Source organism: Variovorax sp. Soil_C_12, assembly GCF_057657375.1.
The window spans coordinates 105,793-131,958 of the sequence record NZ_JBDGIO010000014.1 but is presented as its reverse complement, the minus strand read 5'-3'; the positions used below and the strand labels follow the sequence as shown (position 1 = coordinate 131,958).

Genomic DNA, 26,166 nt, shown 5'->3' with positions numbered 1-26,166 from the left:
GGGCGTGTCATTCGGGCGAGATGCCCGTGTCCTTGGCCACCTTCTGCCAGTAGGGGATTTCGCGCTGGATCTGCGCGGCGAACTGCGCCGGCGTCAAGCCCGCGGGCTCGGCGCCCTCGCGCAGCAGAAAGGCTTTCATTTCTGGTCCGTCGACGATCCTGTTGATTTCGCTGTTCAGGCGCTGCACCACCCCGGGCGGCGTGCCGGCCGGCGCCAGCATGCCCCACCAGACGGCGAAGCTGTAGCCCGGATCGGCCTCGGCCATCGGCACCAGATCGGGCGCCGTGTGCGAAGGCTTTGCGCTCGTGACTGCGATCGCGCGCGCCTTGCCCGAGCGCAGTGCCGGCTGCAGCGACGAGCCGCTCGCGATCAGCAAGTCGACACTGCCGCCCATGAGATCGGTGGTTGCGGGCGCCATGCCGCGGTAGGGAATGTGGGTGATGAACACACCCGCGCTGGCCTTCAGCAGCTCGGTCGCGAACTGGTTGGTGCTGCCCGGGCCCGAGGAGGCGTAGTTGAGCTTGCCGGGCTGCTGCCTGGCCAGCGCCAGCAGCTGTGCGGGCGTATTCGCGGGCAGGTCGGAGCGCACCGCGACGATGAAGGGCCCCTTCGCCATCATCGCGACAGGGGCGAAGCTCTCGACGGGGTCGAAGGGCAGGCGCGGCTGTACCGCGGCGTTCGTGACGAAGCTGGAGGACACGGCGGCCAGCGTGTAGCCGTCGGGCGGCGCCTTGGCCACGATGCCGGTGCCCAGCGTGCCGCCCGCGCCGGGCTTGTTGTCGATCAGCACCGGCTGGCCAAGCGCTTCCGACAGGCGCCTTCCCACTGCGCGCGCGAAAACGTCGTTCGAGCCGCCGGCCGGATAAGGCACGACCACGGTGATCGGGCGCGAGGGCCACGCCTCCTGCGCCAACGCAACGGCGCAGAAGGGCGCGGCGCCAAGCAGCGTTGCCAGTGCACCTGCGATGCAGCGCCGGCGCAAGGGGGAAGGGCGCAAGAGGCCAGGCAAGGGGCCAGGCAAGGGGCGCGCGCGCCTCATGCAGTCTCCAGTTTCCAATTTGCGAACCGCATTGGCACATCGGCCGACGCGCCACGCTCGGACAGCAACCCGAGCCGTCGTGCATGCGCGAGCACGCTCTCGGCACCGCGCACGAAGGGGCCGTCCACCATCTGCCCGTCCACCATGTAGGCACCAGCGCCGCGGATTTGCGCGTGGCGCGCCGCCTCGACGATGCGCTGCGAGCGCTCGATTTCCGTCTGCGACGGGCGAAACACCTGGTGCGCCAGCGATACCTGGCTCGGATGAATGCAGCTCTTGCCGATATAGCCGAGCCGGCGCCATCCTGGCTTCGGCCACATAGCCCTGCGCGTCGTGCACGTCGGGGAAGGCCCCGTCGTATGCGAAAACACCAGCCTGTGCCGCCGCCATGCGCATCGCGAACATCGCGGCATGCACATTGGCCGCGTCGCGGCGCATGATGCCCAGCGGCTCGAAGAAGTCCCCCAAGCCCAGCTGCAGGCCGGCCACGCGCGTGTGCGCCTGCGCCATGGCAGCGGCCTGCTGCAGGCCACGCGCCGATTCCACGTTGAGCAACAGCCGCGCGGGCCGGGTGACGCCGTTGGCGCGCTCGGCCGCCTCGAGCGCAGCTATTGCGGCCCGGACTTGCTCGACGGACTCGGCCTTGGGCAGGTTCAACAGGTGCAGGCCATCACACGCGACAGCGGCCACGTCGGCTTCGAAATGCGCGGTGTCGATGGCGTTGACCCGCACGATCAGCGTCTTGCCCGTGGCCTCTGCCGCCGGCGAGCGCAGGAGTTCGCTCACCTGGCTGCGCGCCTCGACCTTGCGCTCTTCGACTACTGCATCCTCGAGGTCGAAGGACAACGCGGCGGCGGGGCCCGACAAGGCCTTGGCAAAGAGCTCCGGACGCGAGCCGGGGATGAAAAGCTTGCTGCGCATTGTGTTTTCTCCTCAAGAATTGAAGCAGAGTCTGCGCGCCGAAATCGAAAGAAAAAACCGGCTGGTGCTATCTTCAGAAGGTAGTTTTTCTTTATTTTTCCAAAGGGCGCGCCTTGAACACCGACTTCCTCAAGAGCTTCGTGGCCGTCGTGGAGCACGGCTCGATGGCTGAAGCCGCACGCCGGCTCAACCTCACGCCGGCAGCCGTGGGCCAACAGGTGCGCGCTCTGGAGCGCGAGATGGGCACGCCGCTGGTCAAGCGCATGGGCCGCACGGTCACGCCGACGGAGCCGGGCGACCGCATCGTCGAGCGCGCCCGCGAGCGGCTGACCCAGGTGACCGACCTGCGCACGGTCGCCAACGACGCGACGCTCTCGGGCGACCTGCGCCTGGGCGCCGGCACCAATGCGCTGCTCGGCATGGTGCCGGACATCCTGGCCGCGCTGGTGAAGCGCTACCCGGGCGTGAACGTGTATGTCCAGCCCGGCTACTCGGTGGACATGCACCCGGCCGTGCAGCGCGGCGAGCTCGACGCGGCCATCGTCCTGCAGTCGCCGGTGGCATTGCCCAAGACCCTGGGCTGGCAATTGTTGCGCGAGGAGCCGCTGGTGGTCCTGGCGCCAGCCAAATGGGCGAACGCCGACCCGCACGAACTCCTGATGAGCCAGCCGCTCATTCGCTACGACCGAACGCAATGGGGCGGCCGGCTGGCCGACCAGTACCTGCGCAAGGCAGGCATCAAGCCGCGCGAGCGCTTCGAGCTCAATGCGCTGGGGCCCATCGCGGTGATGGTCGACCGGGGGCTCGGGATCTCGCTGGTGCCGGACTGGATCCGGCCCTGGCCCGAAGGACTCAACCTGGTGCGCATCCCCCTGCCCTTGCCCTTCGAGCCGCGGCGTGTCGGACTGATCTGGTCGCGCGCCTCGCTCAGGCTGCGGCTGGTGGAGGCGATGCGGGAGGAGGCGATGGCCTTGTTTCCGGTGGCTGCGGGGCGGGCGAGGCGTGGGGGGCGTTGAATGCTCAGAAGGGGTAGGACTTGTAGGTGCTCTTGTCGGCAATCACGTCGGCTTTGCCGATGATCAGTAATCCGCCGCCCGCCCCCTTTCTGACGATCACCTTGTCGTAGCCCGGCACGCCCAGGTCCATCCCGTCGGTGATGGGCTTCTTGTCGAGCAGCAGCTTCGCCACCCGATTCATCGCGAGGCCGGCGTTCTTCGGGTCCCAGAAGCCGATGCCTTTCACCGCGCCCGATTCGAGCAGCCTGGCCGTCCGGCTGGGCAGGCCCGTGCCGTAGACGCATGTCTTGCCCTGCAGCCCGGCCTCTTCGATAGCGCGGCCGATGCCGACGACGTCGCTCGACGCCGAGCCCTGGAAGCCCTTGATGTCGGGGTGCTTCTTCAGGATTTCCTTGGCCTTTTCGTACGCCTTGTCCGCGTCGTCGTTGGATTCGTTCAGGGCATCCACCAGAAGCATGCCTGCGTGCTTCCTGGCGTTGGCCGCACCGCCATCGGTCCACTGCACATGGGTGCGGCTGCCGCGGGTGCCGACAAAGGACGTCCACTTGCCGGCGTGGCCCATGCACTGGGCCATGCGCTCGTTCAGGCCGGCGCCGAAGGCGGCGTTGTCGAAGGCCTCGATGTCGGCCATGGTGTTCTTCTGGTTGTCGGCCTCGTGGGTCACCACGACGATGCCGCTCTGCATGGCCCGCCTTGCCACCTCTTCGATGGCCGCTGGGTCCGTCGGCACGATGGCGATCGCGTCGACCTTTCTGGCGATCACTTCTTCGATCAGCTTGACCTGCGGCGCGCCGACAGCTTCTGACGGCCCGGCTTGGCTGGTGCTGACGCCAGGCGAAGACTCGCCGAACGCCTTGACGCCCTCTTCCATCCGCTTGAACCAGGGAATGCCGCTCACCTTGACGACCGTGACGATGGTCTTCTTGTCCTGAGCGGCTGCGCTGCTGCCGGCCACCATGAATGCCACGGCCATGAATGCGGCCAATGCCTTCTGAATCATCTCTATCGCTCCCACGTAGTTGGGCCGAAACGATAGCTCGCGGGGCGTGTTCGGGGAAGCGGATTTCGCTGGCGCGCGTTGCAGTTAACCGATCAATGAGCGCGCGAATTGTGAACGCACTCGATCAATCGTTTGCGCGATCCTCGGGCCTGTCGCCGCGAAATGTCACCACAATCAGGGCGGATTCAACTGTGGCTTCTGCGCGATGCAGCGCGCGTCACAATTCTTTCCTGTCGTCGTGCCGCCAGCCGGCGGCTACAGCACCAGCAACGCCCGAAAGTCGTTGACGTTGGTATGCGTCGGCCCCGTCACGCACAGATCCCCGATCGCATCGAAGTACCCATAGGCATCGTTGCGATCCAGGTGATCCGCCAACTTGCGGCCCGCCGCCTCGGCGCGCGCCAGGGTGTCCGGCGTGACGAAGGCGCCGGCGTTGTCTTCCACGCCGTCGATGCCGTCGGTATCAGCGGCCAGGCCCCACACCTTCTCCTGTCCCGCCAGTGCGCCCGCGAGGCCGAGGCAGAACTCGCCGGCACGGCCGCCGCGGCCCTTGGCCTGGCCGGGCTGGCGCGGCCGGATGGTGACCGTGGTCTCGCCGCCCGACAGGATCACGCAGGGCTTCGCAAAGGGCGCACCGCGCAGCGCGACCGCGCGCGCCAGCGCGCCATGCACCTTGCCGACCTCGCGCGACTCGCCTTCCATCTCGTCGCTGAGGATGTGGGCCTCGATGCCGGCCGCGCGCGCTGCTGCGGCCGCGGCTTCGAGCGACTGCTGCGGCGTGGCGATCAGGTGCGTCACATGGCCTTTGAAGATGGCGTCGTCGGGCTTGGGCGTTTCGAGCGCGCCGCTGTCGAGCTGCGCCCGCACGGCCGGCGGCACTTCGATGCGATAGCGGTCGAGGATGGCCAGCGCATCGGCGCAAGTCGTCGCGTCAGGCACGGTGGGGCCGCTGGCGATCACGGCCGGGTCGTCGCCGGGCACGTCGCTGATGGTGAGCGTCACCACCTTCGCCGGACCACAGGCGGCGGCCAGCCTGCCGCCCTTGATGCGCGACAGATGCTTGCGCACGCAATTCATCTCGCCGATGTGCGCGCCCGATTCGAGCAGTTGCTTGTTGATGCGCTGCTTGTCCGCCAGCGTCAGCCCTTCGGCCGGCAGCGTGAGCAGCGCCGAGCCGCCGCCGGAGATGAGGCACAGCACCAGGTCGTCGGCCGTGAGGCCATGCGTCAACGCAAGAATGCGCTCGGCCGCCTTGAGCCCGGCTTCGTCCGGCACCGGATGCGCGGCCTCGACGATCTCGATGCGCTTTGCCAGCCCCTCGGGCCGCGGCGGGATGTGGTCGTAGCGCGTGACCACCAGGCCCGAAAGTGGCGCATCGGCCGGCCACAGGGCCTCCAGCGCCTGCGCCATCGAGCCGCCGGCCTTGCCGGCGCCGAGCACCAGGGTGCGGCCCTTGGGCGGCTGGGGCAGGTGTGCGCCCATGCTGTCCAGCGGCAGCGCGCGCCGGACCGCGATGCGGTAGAGCTGTTCGAGGAAGTCGCGCGGCGCGGCGTGGGGATCGGGCAGGGCTTGGGATGCGTTCATGGGGTTTCGGTCTCCGTTGCCCGATTGTCCACGGCCTGCCGCGGCGCCCGAGCGTGCTAGGGCCTGTTAACACAAACGAAGCCCGTCGGCGATCAGCGCGAAGCTGATGAAGCCAACGAACATCACGTCGAGCTTCTCGAAGCGGGAGAAGATGCGGCGATAGCCCTTCAGGCGCCGGAACAGTCGCTCCACCTCATTGCGGCGCTTGTACATCTCGCGGTCGTACTCCCAAGGTTCGACTCGCGTCTTCACAGGCGGCACGACGGGGATAAAGCCCAGATCGAGCGCGAGCTGCCGCGTCTCGTTGCCTTCGTAGGCGCGGTCCATGAGCAGATGAAGCGGCCGATCCGGCGCGCCCAGGCGGCTGAGCAGTGCACGCCCGGCAGGTGCATCGTGCGCCTGGCCAGGCGACAAGGAAAACGTTACGGCCGTTCGAGCATCCGCGGCAACCATATGAATCTTGGTGCTCCACCCGCCTCTGGATTTGCCGATGGACTGGGGGCCGTTTTTTTTAGCGCCCCCGTGCCATCTGGATGCACCTTCACGATGGTGCTGTCCAGCGACACCGCCTCGATGCGGATGCGCACCACCTGGGCTCTTTGAAGCTCCTCGAATACACGGTCCAACACGCCGCTTTTGGACCAGCGGTTCATGCGCGTATAGATGGTGTGCCAGTTGCCGAAGCGCTTGGGCAGGCCGCGCCATTTGCAGCCGTGCTCGGCGACATACAGGATGGCGTTCAACACACTCAGATTCGACAGACTGACATTGCCGCGTTGCAGCGGCAAGCAGTGCTCGATCTGGGCAAACTGGGCTTGAGTGATCTCCATGCATGAAGTATCTCTCGTCATCCATGGTCAACTCAATTAGTGTTAACACGCCCTAGTTGGTCTTCGCGCCGCCCTCGAACCACTTGGCGATCAGCGCGCGCTCTGCATCGGTCATGCCGGTGGAGTTGTTCATCGGCATGATCTTGGTGACCACCGCCTGCTGGTAGACGCCCTGCGCATGCGCGGCCACCTGGTCGGGCGTGTCGAGGCGCACGTTCTTCATCTGCACCTGGGCGCCGTGGCACATGTAGCAGCGCTGCTCCAGCACCTTCTTGACGTCGCCGAAGGCCACCTTCTGCGACGCGGCGGCGCTGGCCATCGGCGCGGCGGCGGGCTCGGGCCGCATCCAGACGATCGACAAACCCAGCACCACGACGCCGACCATCGCGTAGGGCAGCGGGTTGCCCGCATTGCCCAGCTTGAAGCGGTGCCGCACCACGAAGAACTGCCGGATCGCCGCGCCGCCCAGCATGATCAGCAGCAGCACGATCCAGTTGTACTTGTGCGTGTAGGTGAAGCTGTAGTGGTTGCTCAGCATCGCGAACAGCACCGGCAGCGTGAAGTAGGTGTTGTGAACGCTGCGCTGCTTGCCGCGCGCGCCGTGGATCGGGTCGACCGGCCGGCCCTCGCGCAGCGCCTGCACGTTCTTGCGCTGGCCGGGGATGATCCAGAAGAACACGTTGCCGCTCATGGTCGTGGCCATCATCGCGCCCACCAGCAGGAAGGCGGCGCGGCCGGCGAACCACTGGCAGGCCAGCCAGGTGGCGAAGGCGATGAAGACCGCCACCAGCACGCCGACGATGGTGTCGCCGTTCTTGCGCTGGCCGAAGATCTGGCAGATGGCGTCGTAGACCATCCAGAAGACGACGAAGAAGGCCAGCGCCACGCCGATGGCGGCGCCGGGCTGCCAGTCCATCTTGGACTTGTCGATCAGGTAGGTGCTCGCGTTCCACAGATAGGACATCGTGAAGAGCGCGAAGCCGGTGATCCAGGTGGAGTAGCTTTCCCAGTAGGACCAGTGCAGGTGGTCCGGCAGCTTCTTGGGCGCCAGCGCGTACTTCTGCATGTTGTAGAAGCCGCCGCCGTGCACCGCCCACTGCTCGCCGCCGACGCCCTTGTCGAGGGACTCGGGGTCCTGCGGCTTCTCGAGGCTGTTGTCCAGCATCACGAAGTAGAAGGAGGCGCCGATCCACGCGATGGCGGTGATGACGTGGACCCAGCGCAGCAGCAGATTGGCCCAGTCGAGGTAGTAGCTTTCCATGTGCTCAACCTTGGTTTGGACTGCTCACCACTGCGGGCGCTGTAAGCAGAGAAAGGGCCGCGAACGCAGGCCCCTGAAAAGGCCTCGCTCCGCTGCGGCTTGTGGACTGGAGTGTATACACTTTTGGCGATGGATTCGAGGATTTTTTGCGGCGCAGGCTTGCAGGAAAACCCTGATCCGCCCTCACACGCGGTACAGGCTCTGCAAAAGCTGTGCCGCCACGGCCACCGCGATCACCTCGGGCTCCTTGCCCGTAATGCCCTGTACGCCGATCGGGCAGGTGATGCGCGCCAGCTCCTGCGCCGTGAAGCCGCGCGCCTCCAGCCGGTGGCCGAAGGTGGCCCACTTGGTCTTGCTGCCGATCAACCCCACGTAGGGCAGGTCTTCGCGCGCGCGCAGGCGCTTGAGGCAGGCGATCACGATGTCCAGGTCCTCGGCATGGCTGAAGCTCATGATCAGCACGCGCGAGCCGGGCTCCAGCTGCGCCACCGCGTCTTGCACCGGGTCGGAATGCTCGGTCTCGATCTGGGCCGGCAGCGCATCGGGGAACACGCCGTCGCGGCTGTCGATCCAGCGCACCTTGAAGGGCAGCGTGGACAGGAGCCGCGCCAGCGCCGCGCCCACATGGCCGCCGCCGAAGAGGGCCACCGGTTCCAGGTGCGCCAGCAGTTCGGTCTGCAGCGACTTGGCATCGGCCGCCGCGATGCGCTGGTACGAAAGAAAGACCACGCCGCCGCAGCACTGGCCCAGGGTCGGGCCCAGCGGGTAGCGGCGCACGCCCTCGATCGCCGCGCCGCCCGCGAGCCAGCCGCGCGCCTCGTCGGTGGCCTGGTACTCGAGCTGCCCGCCGCCGATGGTGGCGGTGAGGCCCTCGGCCCACACCGCCATCCAGGTGCCGGCCTCGCGCGGCGCCGAGCCCTGCGTGCGCACGACGCGCACCAGCACGCCCTCCTCGCCACGCGCGAGGCGCGCCAGCAGTTCGTCGACCAGGCCGTTCATCCGCGATACCTCCGGTTGCTCCAGGGCCATGCTGCCACGGTATAAATCTCCGCATGACCTTCACGCTGCTTGCCACGCCCCTTCGCCGCGCCTTCGCGGCCGCCTTGACCACAGCCCTGGGCCTCGTCGGCTGCGGCGGACTTCCAGGATCGACGGGCTCCGTGCCCGGCCAGCTCAGCGACGCGACGGCCGTGCCGGCCCAGGGCGCCGGCGCCACTCCGCGCCCCTCGAACGCCGGCACGCCGCGCGAGTACAAGCAGGACGCCGCCCGCCATATCTACGCACGCAACGGCAACCGTATCTACGCCGGCAAGCTGCCGCCGCTGCTCTACGCCATCGGCACGCTCTCGGTCAGCCTCGACGCGAACGGCCGCGTGACCAGCATGAACTGGATGCGAGCGCCCAAGCATGCGCCCGAGGTGATCGCCGAGATCGAGCGCACCGTGCTGGCGGCCGCGCCCTACCCGGCCGCGAGCCGCATCGGCAAGCTGACCTGGACGGACACCTGGCTGTGGGACAAGAGCGGGCATTTCCAGCTCGACACGCTGACCGAAGGACAGCTCTCGCAGTTTCAGGACCCGCGGTAAGTGGAGTAGCTCCAGGGGCTGACCAGCAGCGGCACGTGGTAGTGCTGGTGGGCGTTCGCCACGCCGAAGTCCAGCGTCACGCGGTTCAGGAAGTTCGGCTCGGGCAGCGTCACGCCGCGTGACTTGAAATAACCCGCCACGTCGAACACCAGGCGGTAGGTGCCCGTCTTCAGCGCGCCGTCGCCGTAGAGCGGACCGTCGCTGCGCCCGTCCGCATTCAGCGTGAAGCGCCGGACCAGCGTGGCGCGCGCGTCCTCGCCGGTGCCGTCGGTGGTGTAAAGCGCGACCTCCATGCCGGCCGCGGGGCCGCCGTGCATGGTGTCGAGGACGTGGGTGCTGAGGCCCATGGTGATGCTCCTTCAAGGCATTGGGGAAATTCCGGTCGACAAAAGTGTATACACTTCTCGGCTTTGGGTCTATCATGAAAACCATGGATTCGACCACCACCCGCGCGATCGTCGATGCGCTCACCAAGGCCATCGTGGAGCACCGGCTGCAGCCGGGTAGCAAGCTGGCCGAGCAGAAGCTGGCCGATCACTTCGGCGTCTCGCGCACCCTGGTGCGGCAGGCGCTGTTCCAGCTCTCGCAGAACAAGCTGATCCGGCTGGAGCCCGCACGCGGCGCCTTCGTGGCGGCGCCCGCGGTCGACGAGGCCAAGCAGGTCTTCGCCGTGCGCCGCATGCTGGAGGCCGAGATGACGCGCGAGTTCGTGCGCAACGTCACGCCGGCGAAGATCAAGGCGCTCAAGGAGCACGTGGCGCTCGAGAAGGCCGCGGTCTCGGGGGAAGACATCTCGGGGCGCACCGAGCTGCTGGGCGACTTCCACGTCCGCATGGCCGAGCTGATGGGCAACCAGGTGCTGGCGCAGATCCTCGGCGAGCTGATCTCGCGCTGCGCCCTCATCACGCTGATGTACCAGAGCGCGACGGCGGCCGAGCACTCCAACGACGAGCACGCCGACATCGTGAAGGCGCTGGCCGCGAAGGACGAGGAGCGCGCGGTGCGGTTGATGACCGAGCACCTGCTGAACGTCGAGGCCAATCTCGTTTTCGACCGCAAGGTCCCCACCCATGACATCTCGGTCGCCCTGGCCGCCTGAGACCCTTCCATGAGCACCATCTACGACACCACCCTGCCCTACCCGCGCGACCTGGTCGGCTACGGCCGCAACCCGCCCCATGCCCAGTGGCCCGGGCGCGCGCGCATCGCGGTGCAGTTCGTCCTCAACTACGAGGAAGGCGGCGAGAACTGCGTGCTGCATGGCGACGCGGGTTCGGAGCAATTCCTCTCCGAGATGTTCAACCCGGCGAGCTTCCCGGACCGGCACATCAGCATGGAGGGCATCTACGAGTACGGCTCGCGTGCCGGCGTCTGGCGCATCCTGCGCGAGTTCGAGAAGCGCGGCCTGCCGCTCACCGTGTTCGGCGTCGGCATGGCGCTGGAGCGCTATCCCGAGCTCACGGCCGCCTTCAAGGAGCTGGGCCACGAGATCGCCTGCCACGGCTGGCGCTGGATCCACTACCAGAACATGGACGAGGCCGCCGAGCGCGAGCACATGCGCCTGGGCATGGAAGCGATCGAAAAGCTCACCGGCGAGCGGGCCCTGGGCTGGTACACCGGCCGCGACAGCCCCCGCACCCGCCGCCTGGTGGCCGACTACGGCGGCTTCGAGTACGACAGCGACTACTACGGCGACGACCTGCCCTTCTGGATGAAGGTGCAGAAGACCGACGGCTCTGTGGTGCCTCAGCTCATCGTCCCCTACACGCTGGACTGCAACGACATGCGCTTCGCGCTGCCCCAGGGCTACTCGCATGCCGACCCCTTCTTCCAGTACATGAAGGACAGCTTCGACGCGCTCTACGCCGAGGGCGACGAGGCACCCAAGATGATGAGCATCGGCATGCACTGCCGGCTGCTCGGACGCCCCGGCCGCATCACGGCGCTGCAGCGCTTCCTGGATCACATCGCGAAGCACGATCGCGTGTGGGTCTGCCGCCGGCTCGACATCGCGCGTCACTGGAAGGCCGCGCATCCTTACACCGACCAGAAGGGAGCCTGACATGGCCCTGAGCATCGAACAATTGAACGCCGCCACGCCCGACCAGGTCGCGGCCCTGCTCGACGGCACCTACGAGCATTCGCCGTGGATCGCGCAGCGCGCCGCCGCGGCGCGGCCGTTCCGCTCGCTGGCGCATCTCAAGCATGCGCTGGTGCAGGCGGTCTCCAAGGCCACGGAGGAGGAACAGCTGGGCCTGATCCGCGCCCACCCCGAGCTCGCGGGCAAGGCCATGGTCAGCAAGACGCTGACGGCCGAGTCGACCCACGAGCAAGGCAAGGCCGGCCTCACGGATTGCACGCCGGAGGAGTTCGCGAAGATCCAGCAGCTCAACGCCGACTACAACGCGAAGTTCGGCTTCCCCTTCATCCTCGCGGTGCGCGGGCCGCGCGGCACGGGCCTTTCCAAGCGCGAGATCATCGACACCTTCGAGCGCCGGCTGCACCATCCCGCCGACTTCGAGCGCGGCGAGGCGCTGCGCAACATCCACCGCATTGCGGAGATCCGGCTGGACGACAAGTTCGGCGTGACGCCCGCGCTCGGCAACGACGTGTGGGACTGGCAGGAACAGCTGTCGCAGCACACCGACCCGGGCTATGCCGAGAAGGGCCAGCTCACCGTCACCTATCTGACCGACGCGCACCGCGCCTGCGCGCAGCAGATCGCGGGCTGGATGCGCGAGACCGGCTTCGACAGCGTTCAGATCGATGCGGTCGGCAACGTGGTGGGCCGCTACGAAGCCGAGGGCTTCGTCCCGGGGACTGGCGCGACGCCCGGCGCCAAGACGCTGCTCACCGGCTCGCACTACGACACCGTGCGCAACGGCGGCAAGTACGACGGCCGGCTGGGCATCTTCGTGCCGATCGCCTGCGTGCGCGAGCTCAAGCGCCAGAACCGGCGCCTGCCCTATGCCTTCGAGGTCGTCGGCTTCGCGGAAGAGGAAGGCCAGCGCTACAAGGCCACCTTCCTGGGCTCGGGCGCACTGACCGGCCACTTCGACCCGAAGTGGCTGGACCAGAAGGACGCCGACGGCATCACCATGCGCGAGGCGCGCGCGGCGGCCGGCCTGAAGGAGGAAGACATCCCGAAGCTGCAGCGCGACCCGTCCAAGTATTTGGGCTTCGTCGAAGTACACATCGAGCAGGGCCCGGTGCTGACCGAGCTCGACCTCCCGCTGGGCATCGTGACCTCGATCAACGGCGGCGTGCGCTACGTGGGCGAGGTGATCGGCATGGCCAGCCACGCCGGCACCACGCCGATGACCCGGCGCCGCGATGCCGCCGCCGCGGTGGCCGAACTGATCCTCTTCGCCGAGCAGCGCGCCGCGAAGGACGGCGACTCGGTCGCCACCGTCGGCATGCTCGAAGTGCCCAGCGGCTCCATCAACGTGGTGCCGGGCTGCTGCAAGTTCAGCCTGGACATGCGCGCACCCAACAACCCGCAACGCGACGCGCTGGCGGCCGACGTGATCGCCGAGCTCAAGGCCATCTGCGAGCGCCGCGGCGTGCGCTACACGCTGGAGGAAAGCATGAAGGCCTCGGCCGCGCCCAGCGCGCCGGCCTGGCAGCAGCGCTGGGAGCAGGCGGTCGATGCGCTCGGCGTGCCGCTCTACCGCATGCCCAGCGGCGCCGGCCACGACGCGATGAAACTGCACGAAGTGATGCCCCAGGCGATGCTCTTCGTGCGCGGCATCAATTCGGGCATCAGCCACAACCCGCTCGAATCGAGCACCAACAACGACATGCAATTGGCGGTGGAAGCCTTCCAATTGCTGCTGGACAACCTGGCCAACGAGAAGGCGCACTGACATGACGACGACCACCGACTACGACAAGCTCGACGCCTGGATCGATGCCAACTTCGACGAGGAGGTGCGCTTCCTCCAGCAGATGGTGCGCGTGCCCACCGACACACCGCCCGGCAACAACGCGCCGCATGCCGAGCGCACCGCCGAGCTGCTCGAAACCTTCGGCTTCGTGGCCGAGAAGCATCCGGTGCCGGCGCAGGAGGTGAAGGACTACGGTCTCGAATCGATCACCAACCTGATCGTGCGGCGCAAGTACGGCGAGGCCGGTCCGACAGTGGCGCTGAATGCTCACGGCGACGTGGTGCCCCCCGGCGAAGGCTGGACGCACGACCCCTACGGCGGCGAGATCGAGGACGGCCGCCTCTACGGCCGCGCCGCGGCGGTCAGCAAGAGCGACTTCGCGAGCTTCACCTTCGCGCTGCGCGCCCTCGAGGCGGTGGCGAAGCCGGCGAAGGGCAGCGTCGAGCTGCACTTCACCTACGACGAGGAGTTCGGCGGCCTGCTGGGCCCGGGCTGGCTGCTCGAGCAAGGCCTTACCAAGCCCGACCTGATGATTGCGGCCGGCTTCAGCTACGAGGTGGTGACGGCGCACAACGGCTGCCTGCAGATGGAGGTGACGGTACACGGCAAGATGGCGCACGCGGCCGTGCCCACCACCGGCGTCGATGCGCTGCAGGGCGCGGTGCACGTCCTCAACGCGCTCTATGCGCAGAACACGCTCTACCAGCAGGTCACGTCCAAGGTCGAGGGCATCACGCACCCCTACCTCAACGTGGGCCGCATCGAGGGCGGCACCAACACCAACGTCGTGCCCGGCAAGGTGGTCTTCAAGCTCGACCGCCGCATGATCCCCGAGGAGCATCCGGCCGAGGTCGAGGCCACCATCCGCCAGGTGATCACCGACGCCGCCGCGCAGTTGCCGGGCATCACCGTCGAGATCAAGCGCCTGCTGCTGGCCAATTCGATGAAGCCGCTGCCGGGCAACAAGCCGCTGGTCGAGGCGATCCAGAAGCACGGCCACCAGGTCTTCGGCGAGCCGATCAAGGCCATGGGCACGCCGCTGTACACCGACGTGCGGCTCTACGGCGAGGCAGGCATTCCCGGCGTGATCTACGGCGCCGGCCCGCGCAGCGTGCTCGAGTCGCACGCCAAGCGCAGCGACGAGCGCGTGGTGCTGGAAGACCTGCGGCGCGCGACCAAGGTCATCGCGCGTACGCTTAAGGATCTGTTGGCCTGAGGCGGACTCATCGGTGAAGCTGCATTGGCGCGCAAGTGTTGATGCAGCCTGCGCGCCGCGGAAGGCGGTCTGCGGTCCAGGCTCATACTGGGGCGGTCGGCGCGTCGCGCCGACTCCGTTGCGGTGCTCGCCCGGGGGCGGCGCCGCGGAACTCGCTACGCGCTCCTTCGGCGCGCTACGCTCAAACAGCCGCGGCGAGCTAGACAACGAAGCGCGCCTGTCCTTCGGCAGGCGCGCCCGCCCCCAGGCTGCGCTCCTCACCGCCCCAGAATTCGCCCGGCCCGCAGACCACCTTCCGCGGAGGACACGTTGGGGTTGACCTGAATACCAACCCCAACCCAATCCCAACCCGACACCAAGACCGACACCAAAACCGGCCCCGGCCCCACGCATTCAGCGCTTGGGGACGGCTGGGATAACGGCACTACTTGTCCAGCGCTTGGAACGAAGTGAACGCAGGGAGTTCTGCGGCAGGCCGGCTGCGTGAGCATCGCAGGGAAGTCGGCGCGAAGCGACGACCGCCACAGCGGCGCGCCGCAGCGGACCCGTGGGCGCCTTTGCAGCGCGCAAGCAGACGTCCACCACGCAAGTGCGCTGCTGTCCCCCAGAACCGGGGACAACTTTGTGGAAAAGCGCCGGAACAACTCGCGCAAGCCTTGTCCCGCAAGGCCTGCGGCCGGATTGCCTGTTGAACAAGCAGCCCGGCGACGGGCCAGCGCGCTGGTCATCCGGAATTGACTTACCCTCGCACCGTCATCCTCCGCGAGGTGCCCTCATGTCCCGACCCCTCTTCAGCTCCACCATCGCCGGCAGCCTGCCCAAGCCCGCCTGGCTGGCCGAAACCCGCAAGCTTTGGCCGACCTGGAAGCCCGAAGGCGCCGAGCTCGCCCAGGCCAAGGCCGACGCCACGCTGCTGTGGATCAAGGCCCAGGAAGATGCCGGCCTCGACGTGATCGGCGACGGCGAGCAGTCGCGCCAGCATTTCGTCCACGGCTTTCTCGAACGGGTCGAGGGCATCGACTTCGAGCACAAGGTGAAGATGGGCATCCGCGACAACCGCTACGACGCGATGGTGCCGCAGGTGGTGGGGCCGCTGCGCCTCGCGGGCCGCGTGCATGCCGCGGAGGCGCAGCTGCTGCGCGCCCACACGCAGCGCCGCACCAAGTTCACCCTGCCGGGCCCCATGACCATCGTCGACACCGTGGCCGACCGCCACTACGGCGACCGGGTGGCGCTGGCGATGGCCTTCGCCGAGCTGCTGAACCAGGAGGCGCTGGCCCTCGAAGCCGACGGCATCGACATCGTGCAGTTCGACGAGCCGGCCTTCAACGTTTACCTGAAGGAGGCCGCGGACTGGGGCGTGCGGGCGCTCGAACGCGCCGCGCAGGGGCTGCGATGCACCACCGCGGTCCACATCTGCTATGGCTACGGCATCCAGGCCAACATCGACTGGAAGGCCTCGCTCGGCGAGGAGTGGCGCCAGTACGAGGCCGTGTTTCCGGCGCTCGCGAAGAGCCGCATCGACCAGGTGAGCCTGGAGTGCTTCCACTCGCACGTGCCGCCGCAGCTCATGCGCCTGCTGGAGGGCAAGGACGTGATGGTCGGTGTCATCGACGTGGCGAGCGATGAGGTCGAGACGCCCGAGCAAGTGGCCGACACCATCGGCAAGGCGCTGCAGCACGTGCCGAAGGAGCGGCTCCTGCCCTGCACCAACTGCGGCCTCGCGCCGATGGACCGGGCCATCGCGCTGAAGAAGCTGCAGGCGCTGGCCGAGGGCGCCGCGCTCGCGCGCCGGCGCTACGGCTGAAGCCCCACGGCCCGGGAGCGCCCGCATGGCCGACGAAACCGTCGATGTGCTGATCGTCGGCGCCGGCCTGTCCGGCATCGGCGCCGCCTGCCACCTGCAGAAGCGATGCCCCGACCGCAGCTTCGCCATCATCGAGGCGCGCCAGGCGCTCGGCGGCACCTGGGACCTCTTTCGCTACCCGGGTGTGCGCTCCGACTCCGACATGTACACGCTGGGCTATTCATTCCGGCCGTGGACCGGGGACAAGGCCATCGCCGAAGGGCCGGCCATCCTCCAGTACCTGCGCGACACCGCGCGCGAGCACGGCATCGAGGATCGCATCCGCTTCGGCCACCGGCTGCGCCGGGCTGCGTGGTCGTCCGCCGAAGCCGCCTGGACCGTGGACATCGAGCGCGATGCCGCCGAGCCGCTGCGCCTGCGCTGCACCTTTCTGTTGATGTGCATCGGCTACTACGACGATGCCGAGGGCTACACGCCCGAGTTCGAAGGCCGCGAGCGCTTCGCCGGCCGCATCGTTCATCCGCAGCACTGGCCCGCCGACATCGACTACGCCGGCCGGCGCGTGGTGGTGATCGGCAGCGGCGCCACCGCGGTCACGCTGGTTCCCGCGCTGGCCGAGCGGGCCGCGCACGTGACCATGCTGCAGCGCTCGCCGAGCTACGTGCTCTCGCGGCCGTCGGCGGATCCGGTGGCGCGCTGGCTTCAGCGCGTCGCGGGCGCTGGGGCGGGGCATGCGATCACGCGCTGGAAGAATCTGCTGCTCGCGATGTACATCTTCCGCCTGTGTCGGCGTCGCCCGCAGGCGGCGCGGTCGATGATGATCAAGCTGGTGCGCCGCCAGCTCGGGCCGGACTACGACATCGCCACGCACTTCACGCCCCGCTACAACCCCTGGGAGCAGCGCCTGTGCCTGGTGCCCGACGGCGACCTGTTCAAGGCCATCCGCGCGGGACGGGCGAGCATCGTCACCGACCGCATCGAGCGCTTCACCGAACGCGGTCTGCAACTCGCGGGCGGCGCTGAGCTGGAGGCAGACCTGGTGGTCACCGCCACCGGCCTGAAGCTGCGGCCGCTGGGCGCGTTCGAGTTCAGCGTCGACGGCCGGCCGCTGGTCGGCTCGGAACTGGTCAGCTACAAGGGGCTGATGTTCGGCGACGTGCCGAACCTGGTGTCGATCTTCGGCTACACGAATGCCTCGTGGACGCTGAAGGCAGACTTGGCCAGTGTCTTCGTGTGCCGATTGCTGCGGCACATGCAGCGCACCGGCGCGCGACAGTGCCGGCCGCATCTCGACCCGCGCGCCCTGCCGCTCGCGCCCTGGACCGATTTCTCGTCGGGCTACTTCCAGCGCGCGATGGACCAGTTGCCCAGGCAGGGCGCGAAGAGGCCGTGGAAACTGAACCAGGACTATCTGTCCGACCTGATGAGCCTGCGCTTCGCGGCGTTGGATGACGGGGTGATGCGCTTCTCGGCCTGACTTGCAGCACCGGCCTCGAGACCTCACAACCGCTCGCCGCTTCGCCGTAGACTGCACTCCGTGTGCGCCACTCGCGCATCACCCCCGGTCCACCCCGATCGCAGGAGGCAGGTGCCCCATGGCAAGGTCCCGATCCCGGCCACCCTCGATGCACGCGCCGCGCGCCGACACCCACCGGCGCGAACCCCTGGAGCGCCTCGTCCGCGCCGGGTTGCGCCTCGGTGGCGTGCGCAGCGAGCGTGAGCTGCACGAGCTCCTGATCGGCGAGGCGACCGCGCTCAGCGGCGCGCAGCGCGTGCTGCTGGTGCTCGACTCCGACGATGGCCAGCGCATCGTCGCCTCGATGCTGCCGCCGGGCGAAGACGCCGCCGGCCTGCTTGCCGCCATCGGACCCTGGCTCGTCGAAACCCGCCGCACCCGCGCTGCAAGCCTGCGGCACGGGCCCGATGGCGCCGAGCCCGCCGCCCAGCGCTCGTGCCTGATCGCTCCGCTGATCGCGCGGCCCAAGCTGATCGGCTACCTCTACGCCGACATCGAAGGCGCGGTCGGCCGCTTCCATGATGCGGATCGCGACCTGCTGGCCATGCTCGCGAACCAGGCCTGCGTGGCCCTGGTCAACATCCGCTGCCGTGAAGGCCTGGAAGGCAAGCTGACCGAGCGCACGGCCGAGCTCGCGCAGCGCGCCAGCGAACTCACGGTCATCAACGGCATCCAGCTGGGCATGGCGGCCGGGCTGGAATTTCAGGCCATCATCAACCTGGTGGGTGACAAGCTGCGGGAAGTGTTTGCCACCGGCGACGTGAACATCATGTGGTGGGACGACAAGACCGACACGGTCCAGGCGCTGTACCGCTACGAGCACAACGTGCCGCTGCCGCTGCCGCCGGCGCGCCCGTTGAAGCCGGGCGAAGCGGCGGAACGGATTCTCCGCGCCCGCAGCACCGGCGTGATCAACACGCGCGAGGAACAAACGCGGCTCGGCATGCGCCCGGCACCGGGAACCGATTGGGCGCATTCGATCGTTGCCGTCCCCATCATCGGCAGCGACCGCGCCCTGGGCGCCATGGTGCTGCAGAACCACGAGCGCGAATACGCCTTCGGCAGCAACGAGGTCCGGCTGCTCGAAACAGTGGCGGCAAGCACGGGCGTGGCGCTGGAGAACGCCCGGCTGTTCAACGCGACCCAGGAGGCGCTGCACAAACTCGAGGAACGCACTGCCGAGCTGAGCGAGTCCCTCGACTACCAGACCGCGATCAGCGACGTGCTGCGCGTCATCAGCGACTCGCCAACCGATGTGCAGCCTGTGCTCGACACGGTGGCCGAGCGTGCCGGCATGCTGTGCCACGCCCACGGCAGCCGGGTATGGCTGGCCGTCGATCGGCGACTGCGCGCGATGACGAGCTATGGGCCGGCGTACAACGACTCGGTGGGCGTAGAACTGCCGCTGCGCACCAGCTCGATCGCCGGCCGTGCGTTCCTGGAGCGCCGCCGCGTGCATGTCGAAGACGTCGCTCCCCTGCTCGACACCGAATATCCGGACGTGCGCGAGCTCCAGGCGCGCAATGGCTTTCGCACGGTGCTGGCGGTGCCGATGCTTCGCGACGGCCAATCGATCGGCGTGATCGCGCTGCTGCGCAACCAGGTGCGGCCTTTTGCGCCGGCGGAGATCGCCCTGGTGCAGACTTTCGCCGACCAGGCGGTGATCGCCATCGAGAACGTGCGCCTGTTCAACGAAACCAGGCAGGCGCTGGAGCGGCAGACGGCAAGTGCCGAAGTCCTGCAGGTCATCAGCGGCTCGGTGGCCGACACCGCGCCGGTATTCGACAAGATCCTGGAGAGCTGCGCTCGCCTGTTCCGCAGCTCCGAGCTCGGCATCGTGATCGTCGACGAGGAGCAGCAGCTGTTGCGCTCCGCGGCCTACCGCGGCAAGTCGGCGCCCGCGGTGGCGCGCATCTTTCCGCTGCCGCTGCGCGAGGAGCCGGTCCACCAGGCGATCCGCGAGAACCGCGTGCTGCGCTACGCCGACGTGTTGAACGGGGCCGACACGCCCAAGAGCGTGCGCAACGCCGCGGTGATGCTCGGGACCGGCAACTACTCGCAGCTCTTCGCGCCGATGCAGTGGGAAGGGCGGGGCATCGGCATGCTTTACGTGACCCGCAACCCGCCCCAGCCCTTCAGCGAGCAGGAGGCCGGGCTGTTGAAGACCTTCGCCGACCAGGCCGTGATCGCGATCCAGAACGCACGCCTGTTCCGTCAGACCCAGGAAGCGCTGGATCGGCAGACGGCGACAGCGGAAATCCTGAAGGTCATTGCAAGTTCGCCTGCCGACGTGCAACCTGTCTTCAGCGCCATCGTTCAAAGCGCTCGTCAGCTGGTCGGCGGGTTCTCGGCGACATTGCTGCGGCTCATCGACGGGTCGATCCATCTTGCTGCGTACACGCCCACCACCGAGAAGGGTGACCGGGCACTGAGGAGCTACTTCCCCGCCCCGCTGACGTCGGACTACATCTACCAGCCGCTGGTGACGGCCGAGCCGCTTCTCCTGGACGACATCGAGGCGAATGCCGAAGTCTCGGATGCATTGCGGGAGCTTGCGCGCCGCAGAGGCTGGCGCAGCCAGGCCGGCGTCCCGCTGGTGCACGAGGGCGTACCCATCGGCATGATCAGCGTGACCCGGAGCGCGCCCGGGCCGTTCTCCAGCTACGAGGTGGAGCTTCTCAAGACCTTCGCCGACCAGGCCGTGATCGCCATTCAGAACGCCCGGATGTTCAGCCAGACGCAGGAAGCGCGCGCCGCGGCCGAGGCCGCCAACGAAGCGAAGAGTTCCTTCCTCGCAACCATGAGCCACGAGATTCGCACGCCCATGAACGCGGTGATCGGCATGAGCGGCCTGCTGCTCGACACCAAGCTCGATGCCGAGCAGCAGGACTACGTCGCAACGATCCGCGATTCGGGCGATGCGCTCCTGACCATCATCAACGACATCCTCGACTACTCGAAGATCGAGGCCGGGCGCATGGACGTCGAGTCGCACCCGTTCGACCTGCGCGACTGCGTGGAGGCGGCACTCGACCTCGTCAGCACGCGCGCGACCGAGAAGCAGCTCGACATTGCCTACGTGTTCGAGGGCGAGGTGCCCGCCGCCATCAGCGGTGATCTCGCGCGGTTGCGGCAGATCCTGCTGAACCTGCTGAGCAATGCCGTGAAGTTCACCGAGGCCGGCGAGGTGGTGCTGACAGTGAGTTCAGGGATCGCCTCTGCCGGCAAGGTCGCGCTGACTTTCGCCGTGCGCGACACCGGCATCGGCATGTCGGCACAAGGCATGAGCCGCCTGTTCCAGTCGTTCTCGCAGGCCGATTCGAGTACCACCCGCAAGTACGGCGGCACCGGCCTGGGCCTCGCAATCAGCAAGCGACTGGCGGAACTGATGGGCGGACGCATGTGGGTGGAGAGCGAGGGCGCGGGCAAGGGATCGACCTTTTTCTTCACCATCGAGGCGCCGACCGCCAAGTTGCCGCCCAGCCAGCGCCGCGACCATGTCGGCGTGCAGCCCGAACTGCAGGGAAGGCGCGTGCTGATCGTCGACGACAACGCGACGAACCGGCGCTTGCTCGCGCTGCAGACCGGCAAGTGGGGCATGCGTTCGCGCGACACGGAATCGCCGTTCGAAGCCTTGCGCTGGCTCGAACAGGGCGAGCGCTTCGACCTCGCGATCCTCGACATGCACATGCCGGAGATGGATGGCATCGACCTCGCGCGACGCATCCGGGCGAGCCACGCCGTGCTGCCGCTCGTGCTGTTCAGCTCGCTGGGGCGGCACGAGCCGCATGCCACCGGATCGCTCTTCGATGCGTACCTGGCCAAGCCGATCCGCCAGTCACACCTGTTCGACACGCTGGTGAGCCTGCTTGGGCACGACACGCCCGTGAGTCCCTCAGCCGCCGATGCAGCCAAGCCCCAGATCGACCCAACGATGGCAGCACACCATCCGCTGCGCATTCTGCTCGCCGAAGACAACGCGGTGAACCAGAAGCTCGCAATGCGCCTGCTTCAGCAGATGGGCTACCGGGCCGATCTCGCCTCCAACGGCATCGAGGCGGTGGAGTCGGTGAAGCGGCAGGCCTACGATGTGGTGCTGATGGATGTGCAGATGCCCGAACTCGACGGACTGGACGCTACGCGGCAGATCTGCAAGCTGATGGAAGCGTCGCAGCGGCCGCGCATCGTGGCGATGACGGCCAACGCCATGCAGGGCGACCGTGAGATATGCATGGACGCGGGCATGGACGACTACCTGACCAAGCCGATCCGCGTCGATCGGCTGGTGGAAGCGCTGAACAGCGTGCCCGCACGAAAGGACCGATGACATGACCGGTGCGACCATCGACCTCGCGACTTTCAAGGAACTGCAAGACGCCGCGGGAGCCGACTTTGTCAAGGAACTGGTGCAAACGTTCCTCGAGGAGGCACCGGCCATGCTGAGCGCGCTACGCGACGCGGCGGCGTCGGCAAACGCGGATGCCTTCCGCCGCGCCGCACATTCGCTCAAGTCGAACAGTCTCACCTTCGGCGCGCGTACGCTGGGCGCCATGGCGCGCGAACAGGAGCTCGGCGGCCTGGCGGCCGCGCAGCAATCGAATGCTCTCGACGCGCTGGCGCTGGAGTACGCCCGGGTCGCCGCGGCCCTGACGGAGCTGGCCCATGGTTGACTTGCGCCACGCGCCGGCCCGCCTCCTCGTGGCGGAAGACAACAAGGTCAATCGCCTGCTGCTGACCCGCAGCCTCGAACTGCAGGGCCACCGCGTCGACTGCGCCGAGAACGGACGCGTCGCCCTGGAGCTGCTGCGGCGCGACACCTACGACCTGCTGCTGCTCGACATGGAAATGCCCGAGATGGACGGCTTCCAGGTGCTGGAGCAACTGACCGCCGATCCGAAGCTGCGCGACCTGCCCGTGATCGTGACCTCGTCGCTCGAAGGCGTCGCCACGATCGCGCGCTGCATCGAACTTGGCGCCGAGGACTACCTGCACAAGCCGGTCAATGCGGTACTGCTGAAGGCGCGCATCGGCGCCAGCCTCGAGAAGAAGCACCTGCGCGACCAGCAGAAGGAACTGGTGCGCCGCTTCGCCACTTCCGAGGTCGCGCAGGACCTGCAGCAATCCGGCTTTGCGCTCGGCGGGCGCCGCGTGCGGGGCGCGGTGATGTTCTCCGACATTCGCAGCTTCACCGCGCTGGTCGAGTCGCAGCCGCCCGAAGAGACGATCGAACTGCTGAACACGTACTACACGCTGATGTTCGACGCCATCAATCGCCATGGCGGCGTGGTGAACCAGATGATCGGCGACGGGCTGATGGCCATCTTCGGCGCCCCACTGCCGCTGCCCGACCACAGCGCGGCGGCGGTGCGAGCGGCGCTCGAGATGGTCGAGATGATCGAGTTGCTGAACGCGGAGCGCATCGCTGCGGACAAGCCTGCGATCCGCATCGGCGTGGGAATCGCCACCGGCGAGATGGTGGCCGGCTACACGGGCACGCAGCAGCGCGCGACCTACACCTGCATCGGCGACACGGTGAACCTTGCCGCACGGCTGGAGGCGCACACCAAGCTGGCAAAGCGAACCATCCTGATCGATCCGGCAACCTGCATGGCGCTTGGTGGACGCATTCCGGTCGAAGCCCTCGGGGCGGCATCGTTCCGGGGCAAGGCGGCGCCTGTCGAGGTGTACGCCGCCGTCACTGCGCTGGACAACACAAGGCAGGATTGACTCAGGCGGTCGGCAGGACCTCGAAGCCTTCCAGGGTCGGCGACGGTGCCGGCACGGCGGTCTGCTCCAGCGCATCGACGCGCGCGCCTGGCACGCCGTGGCGCAGCCAGTCGCACATCTGCGCCAACTGCCGCGGCGAGCCCTGCAGCAGCGCCTCGACCGAGCCGTCCCGGCGGTTGCGGACCCAGCCCGCGATGCCCAGCGCCTGCGCGTGGCGCATGCAGCCGTCCCGGAATCCGACCCCCTGCACGATGCCGCGCACCCGCACCAGGCGGTGCTCGATCGGTCCGTTCTCGTCCTGTGGATCCATGCGCGCCTCTCGCTGATTCGGGCGGCCCATTGTCGACCTCCTCCGGGTAAACACCAACCCTATTCCCCAACTTCTCGCTTGATTGCACCCATTTTTTGTATACAAATATAGGGTGCAATCATCGAACCGGGACACCCCTGTTCCGGACACCCGCCACCCGCCACGAGGAGACAACCCGTGAACACCGCCGTCAGCCAAGCCAGCGTGGAGCTGCCGCTCGCCAGCCCCGCGCCGCATGCCCATGAATCGAACGCCGTCATCAAGCCGGGCTACGACCCGGCCCTCACCAACGAAGACCTCGCGCCGCTGAAGAAGCAGACCTGGGGCCAGTACAACATCTTCGCCTTCTGGATGTCCGACGTGCACAGCGTCGGCGGCTACATCACGGCCGGCAGCCTGTTCGCGCTGGGCCTGTCCAGCTGGCAGGTGCTGGTGGCGCTGCTGGTGGGCATCTGCATCGTGCAGTTCTTCTGCAACCTGGTGGCCAAGCCCAGCCAGGTGACGGGCACGCCCTACCCCGTGATCTGCCGCGCCTCCTTCGGCGTGCGCGGCGCCAACATCCCGGCCATCATCCGCGGCCTGATCGCAGTGGCCTGGTACGGCATCCAGACCTACCTGGCCTCGGCCGCCTTCATGGTGCTGGCGCTGCACCTGTTCCCCAACCTCGCGCCCTACGCCGACGTCAAGCTGCACGGCTTCGCCGGCCTGTCGACGCTGGGCTGGGTCGCCTTCATGGTGATGTGGGTGCTGCAGGCCTTCGTGTTCTGGCACGGCATGGAAGCCATCCGCAAGTTCATCGACTGGGCGGGCCCGGGCGTGTACGTGGTGATGGCGGTGCTGTGCGGCTGGCTGGTGTGGAAGGCCGGCTGGAAGAACATCGACCTGAACCTCGGCGGCGTCAAGTTCCAGGGCTGGGACGCGCTGCCGGTGATGCTGTCGGCCATCGCGCTGGTGGTGAGCTACTTCAGCGGGCCGATGCTCAACTTCGGCGACTTCTCGCGCTACGGCAAGAGCTTCGACGCAGTGAAGAAGGGCAACTTCTGGGGCCTGCCGATCAACTTCGTGTTCTTCTCGCTGCTGACGGTGATCACCACGGCCGCGACGCTGCCGGTCTTCGGCGAGCTGATCACCGACCCGGTCCACACCGTGGGCAAGATCGACAGCACCACCGCCGTCGTGCTGGGCGCGCTGACCTTCATGATCGCCACCATCGGCATCAACATCGTGGCCAACTTCGTCTCGCCGGCCTTCGACTTCTCGAACGTGGCGCCGCAGCACATCAGCTGGCGCACGGGCGGCATGATCGCCGCGGTGGGCTCGATCTTCCTGACGCCCTGGAACCTCTACAACAACCCCGAGGTGATCCACTACACGCTGGACATCCTGGGCTCCTTCATCGGCCCGCTGTTCGGCATCCTGATCGCGGACTTCTACCTGGTGCAAAAGCAGCACGTGGTGGTCGACGAGCTCTACACGCTGAACCCCAAGGGCCGCTACTGGTACACCAAGGGCTACAACATGAAGGCCGTGTGGACCATGATCCCCTCGGCGCTGATCCCGATCCTGTGCGTGCTCATCCCCGCCTGGCGTGGCGCCGCCAACTATGCCTGGTTCATCGGCATGGGCCTGGGCTTCGTGATCTACGCCCTTCTCAACCGCAAGCCCTGACTGACGACCTCCCATGCGCATCAAGATCATCAACCCCAACACCACCTGGAGCATGACCGAGAAGATCGGTGCCTGCGCGCGCTCGGTCGCGCGGCCCGGCACCGAGATCGTGGCGGTCAGCCCGGCGATGGGGCCGGCCTCCATCGAGAGCCACTACGACGAGGCGCTGGCCGTGCCCGGCCTGCTGCAGGAGATCGCGGCGGGCGAGCGCGAGGGTGTCGACGGCTACGTCATCGCCTGCTTCGGCGACCCGGGCCTGCAGGCGGCGCGCGAGCTGGCGCACGGCCCGGTAGTGGGGATCGCGCAGGCGGCCATGCACGTGGCCAGCCTGGTGGGCACGCGCTTCAGCGTGGTGACCACGCTCGCGCGCACCATCGGCCAGGCCCGGCACCTGGCCGAGGCCTATGGCATGCAGCGCTTCTGCGCCAACGTGCGGGCCTGCGAGATCCCGGTGCTGGAGCTGGAGGCGCCGGGCAGCAAGGCGCGCGAGCGCATCGTCGACGAATGCCGGCGCGCGCTGGCGGAGGATGGCAGCGACACCATCGTGCTCGGCTGTGCCGGCATGGCCGACCTGTGCGCCCACATCGGCCAGGTGCTGGGCGTGCCGGTGGTCGACGGGGTGGCGGCGGGCACGCAGTTGGTCGAGTCGCTGGTGAACCTGCGCCTTTCCACCAGCAAGCGCGGCGAGCTGGCGCTGCCGCCGGCCAAGCCGGTCGCGGGCCTGCTGGAAGGCTTCACCCTGCAGGCGCCGGCGCTCAAGCGCGCCGCCTGAAGAAGGTGGGAAGGAGCCGCGGCACG

22 protein-coding genes and 1 pseudogene are annotated in these 26,166 nt (G+C 67.8%); 13 read left to right on the top strand and 10 right to left on the bottom strand.

Annotated elements, in window-relative coordinates; genetic code table 11:
- Positions 1–7: 7 nt before the first annotated feature.
- From AC3A6X_RS28870 to AC3A6X_RS28860, 3 genes and pseudogenes are all read right to left on the bottom strand, one after another.
- Positions 8–1,039: a tripartite tricarboxylate transporter substrate binding protein gene (locus tag AC3A6X_RS28870; protein ID WP_487845433.1), complete on the bottom strand. Its 1,032-nt coding sequence runs from the start codon at positions 1,037–1,039 to the stop codon at positions 8–10.
- Entirely contained in the window at positions 1,036–1,359 is a 324-nt protein-coding gene (locus AC3A6X_RS28865; protein ID WP_487845436.1) for an HpcH/HpaI aldolase/citrate lyase family protein, read from the bottom strand. The genes AC3A6X_RS28870 and AC3A6X_RS28865 overlap by 4 nt, the downstream gene beginning before the upstream one ends.
- Before the next feature lie 40 nt (positions 1,360–1,399).
- Positions 1,400–1,960 (bottom strand): annotated as a pseudogene (locus AC3A6X_RS28860) (aldolase/citrate lyase family protein); the annotation flags it as partial.
- Positions 1,961–2,073: 113 nt separating this feature from the next.
- Between AC3A6X_RS28860 and AC3A6X_RS28855 the strand changes: the two are divergent.
- The gene (locus tag AC3A6X_RS28855; protein ID WP_487845371.1) at positions 2,074–2,976 is read left to right on the top strand and encodes a LysR family transcriptional regulator; all 903 of its coding nucleotides are present in this window, start codon (positions 2,074–2,076) and stop codon (positions 2,974–2,976) included.
- Between the two features lie 4 nt (positions 2,977–2,980).
- On the opposite strand, the gene AC3A6X_RS28850 is transcribed toward AC3A6X_RS28855, so the two are convergent.
- The 5 genes from AC3A6X_RS28850 to xdhC all read right to left on the bottom strand — a co-directional run bounded on the left by AC3A6X_RS28850 (position 2,981) and on the right by xdhC (position 8,650).
- Positions 2,981–3,976, bottom strand: coding sequence for a substrate-binding domain-containing protein (locus AC3A6X_RS28850; RefSeq protein WP_487845370.1), 996 nt, complete (start codon positions 3,974–3,976; stop codon positions 2,981–2,983).
- Between the two features lie 255 nt (positions 3,977–4,231).
- Positions 4,232–5,560 carry a glycerate kinase type-2 family protein gene (locus tag AC3A6X_RS28845; protein ID WP_487845369.1) on the bottom strand — a complete coding sequence of 443 codons (1,329 nt, stop codon included), beginning with the start codon at positions 5,558–5,560 and terminating at the stop codon, positions 4,232–4,234.
- Positions 5,561–5,626: 66 nt separating this feature from the next.
- A protein-coding gene (locus tag AC3A6X_RS28840) for an IS5 family transposase (protein ID WP_487845368.1) occupies positions 5,627–6,390 on the bottom strand; the annotation gives its coding sequence in 2 pieces (ribosomal slippage) (positions 5,627–6,075 and positions 6,075–6,390; 765 coding nt in all).
- Positions 6,391–6,442: 52 nt separating this feature from the next.
- Positions 6,443–7,651, bottom strand: a complete 1,209-nt coding sequence (locus AC3A6X_RS28835; protein ID WP_487845367.1) for a urate hydroxylase PuuD — start codon at positions 7,649–7,651, stop codon at positions 6,443–6,445.
- Positions 7,652–7,834: 183 nt separating this feature from the next.
- Positions 7,835–8,650 (bottom strand): xanthine dehydrogenase accessory protein XdhC, encoded by an 816-nt coding sequence (gene xdhC / locus AC3A6X_RS28830; protein ID WP_487845366.1) that lies wholly within the window; start codon positions 8,648–8,650, stop codon positions 7,835–7,837.
- Positions 8,651–8,703: 53 nt separating this feature from the next.
- Here xdhC and AC3A6X_RS28825 point away from each other — a divergent pair, with 53 nt between their 5' ends.
- A complete protein-coding gene (locus tag AC3A6X_RS28825) occupies positions 8,704–9,237 on the top strand; it encodes a hypothetical protein (RefSeq protein ID WP_487845365.1) in 534 nt (177 codons plus the stop codon).
- Here the strand turns inward: AC3A6X_RS28825 and uraH are convergent.
- Positions 9,222–9,584 carry a hydroxyisourate hydrolase gene (uraH, locus tag AC3A6X_RS28820; RefSeq protein ID WP_487845364.1) on the bottom strand — a complete coding sequence of 121 codons (363 nt, stop codon included), beginning with the start codon at positions 9,582–9,584 and terminating at the stop codon, positions 9,222–9,224. The genes AC3A6X_RS28825 and uraH overlap by 16 nt on opposite strands.
- 74 nt (positions 9,585–9,658) lie before the next feature.
- Between uraH and AC3A6X_RS28815 the strand changes: the two genes are divergently transcribed.
- The 9 genes from AC3A6X_RS28815 (at position 9,659) to AC3A6X_RS28775 (ending at position 23,390) form a co-directional block, all read left to right on the top strand.
- Entirely contained in the window at positions 9,659–10,336 is a 678-nt protein-coding gene (locus AC3A6X_RS28815; protein ID WP_106557178.1) for a GntR family transcriptional regulator, read from the top strand.
- A gap of 9 nt (positions 10,337–10,345) precedes the next feature.
- The gene (gene puuE, locus AC3A6X_RS28810) at positions 10,346–11,299 is read left to right on the top strand and encodes an allantoinase PuuE (RefSeq protein WP_487845363.1); all 954 of its coding nucleotides are present in this window, start codon (positions 10,346–10,348) and stop codon (positions 11,297–11,299) included.
- A gap of 1 nt (position 11,300) precedes the next feature.
- The gene (uraD, locus tag AC3A6X_RS28805) at positions 11,301–13,103 is read left to right on the top strand and encodes a 2-oxo-4-hydroxy-4-carboxy-5-ureidoimidazoline decarboxylase (RefSeq protein ID WP_487845362.1); all 1,803 of its coding nucleotides are present in this window, start codon (positions 11,301–11,303) and stop codon (positions 13,101–13,103) included.
- Position 13,104: 1 nt separating this feature from the next.
- Complete coding sequence (locus AC3A6X_RS28800; protein ID WP_487845361.1) at positions 13,105–14,340, top strand: M20 family metallopeptidase; 1,236 nt, start codon at positions 13,105–13,107, stop codon at positions 14,338–14,340.
- 775 nt (positions 14,341–15,115) lie between these two features.
- Positions 15,116–16,147 carry a methionine synthase gene (locus tag AC3A6X_RS28795; RefSeq protein WP_487845360.1) on the top strand — a complete coding sequence of 344 codons (1,032 nt, stop codon included), beginning with the start codon at positions 15,116–15,118 and terminating at the stop codon, positions 16,145–16,147.
- A 25-nt stretch (positions 16,148–16,172) separates the two neighbouring features.
- Positions 16,173–17,624, top strand: a complete 1,452-nt coding sequence (locus AC3A6X_RS28790) for a flavin-containing monooxygenase (RefSeq protein WP_487845359.1) — start codon at positions 16,173–16,175, stop codon at positions 17,622–17,624.
- Between the two features lie 118 nt (positions 17,625–17,742).
- Positions 17,743–21,990, top strand: a complete 4,248-nt coding sequence (locus AC3A6X_RS28785) for a GAF domain-containing protein (RefSeq protein ID WP_487845358.1) — start codon at positions 17,743–17,745, stop codon at positions 21,988–21,990.
- Position 21,991: 1 nt separating this feature from the next.
- Positions 21,992–22,333 carry an Hpt domain-containing protein gene (locus AC3A6X_RS28780; protein WP_487845357.1) on the top strand — a complete coding sequence of 114 codons (342 nt, stop codon included), beginning with the start codon at positions 21,992–21,994 and terminating at the stop codon, positions 22,331–22,333.
- On the top strand, positions 22,326–23,390 hold the full coding sequence (locus tag AC3A6X_RS28775) for an adenylate/guanylate cyclase domain-containing protein (protein WP_487845356.1): 1,065 nt from the start codon (positions 22,326–22,328) through the stop codon (positions 23,388–23,390). Before AC3A6X_RS28780 ends, AC3A6X_RS28775 begins: the two co-directional genes overlap by 8 nt.
- 1 nt (position 23,391) lies before the next feature.
- On the opposite strand, the gene AC3A6X_RS28770 is transcribed toward AC3A6X_RS28775, so the two are convergent.
- On the bottom strand, positions 23,392–23,700 hold the full coding sequence (locus AC3A6X_RS28770; protein ID WP_487845355.1) for an acylphosphatase: 309 nt from the start codon (positions 23,698–23,700) through the stop codon (positions 23,392–23,394).
- Positions 23,701–23,877: 177 nt separating this feature from the next.
- Here AC3A6X_RS28770 and AC3A6X_RS28765 point away from each other — a divergent pair, with 177 nt between their 5' ends.
- Together AC3A6X_RS28765 and AC3A6X_RS28760 are read left to right on the top strand one after the other, a co-directional pair.
- Entirely contained in the window at positions 23,878–25,368 is a 1,491-nt protein-coding gene (locus AC3A6X_RS28765; RefSeq protein ID WP_487845354.1) for an NCS1 family nucleobase:cation symporter-1, read from the top strand.
- A 13-nt stretch (positions 25,369–25,381) separates the two neighbouring features.
- Positions 25,382–26,140, top strand: a complete 759-nt coding sequence (locus AC3A6X_RS28760; RefSeq protein ID WP_487845353.1) for an aspartate/glutamate racemase family protein — start codon at positions 25,382–25,384, stop codon at positions 26,138–26,140.
- Positions 26,141–26,166 lie beyond the last annotated feature (26 nt).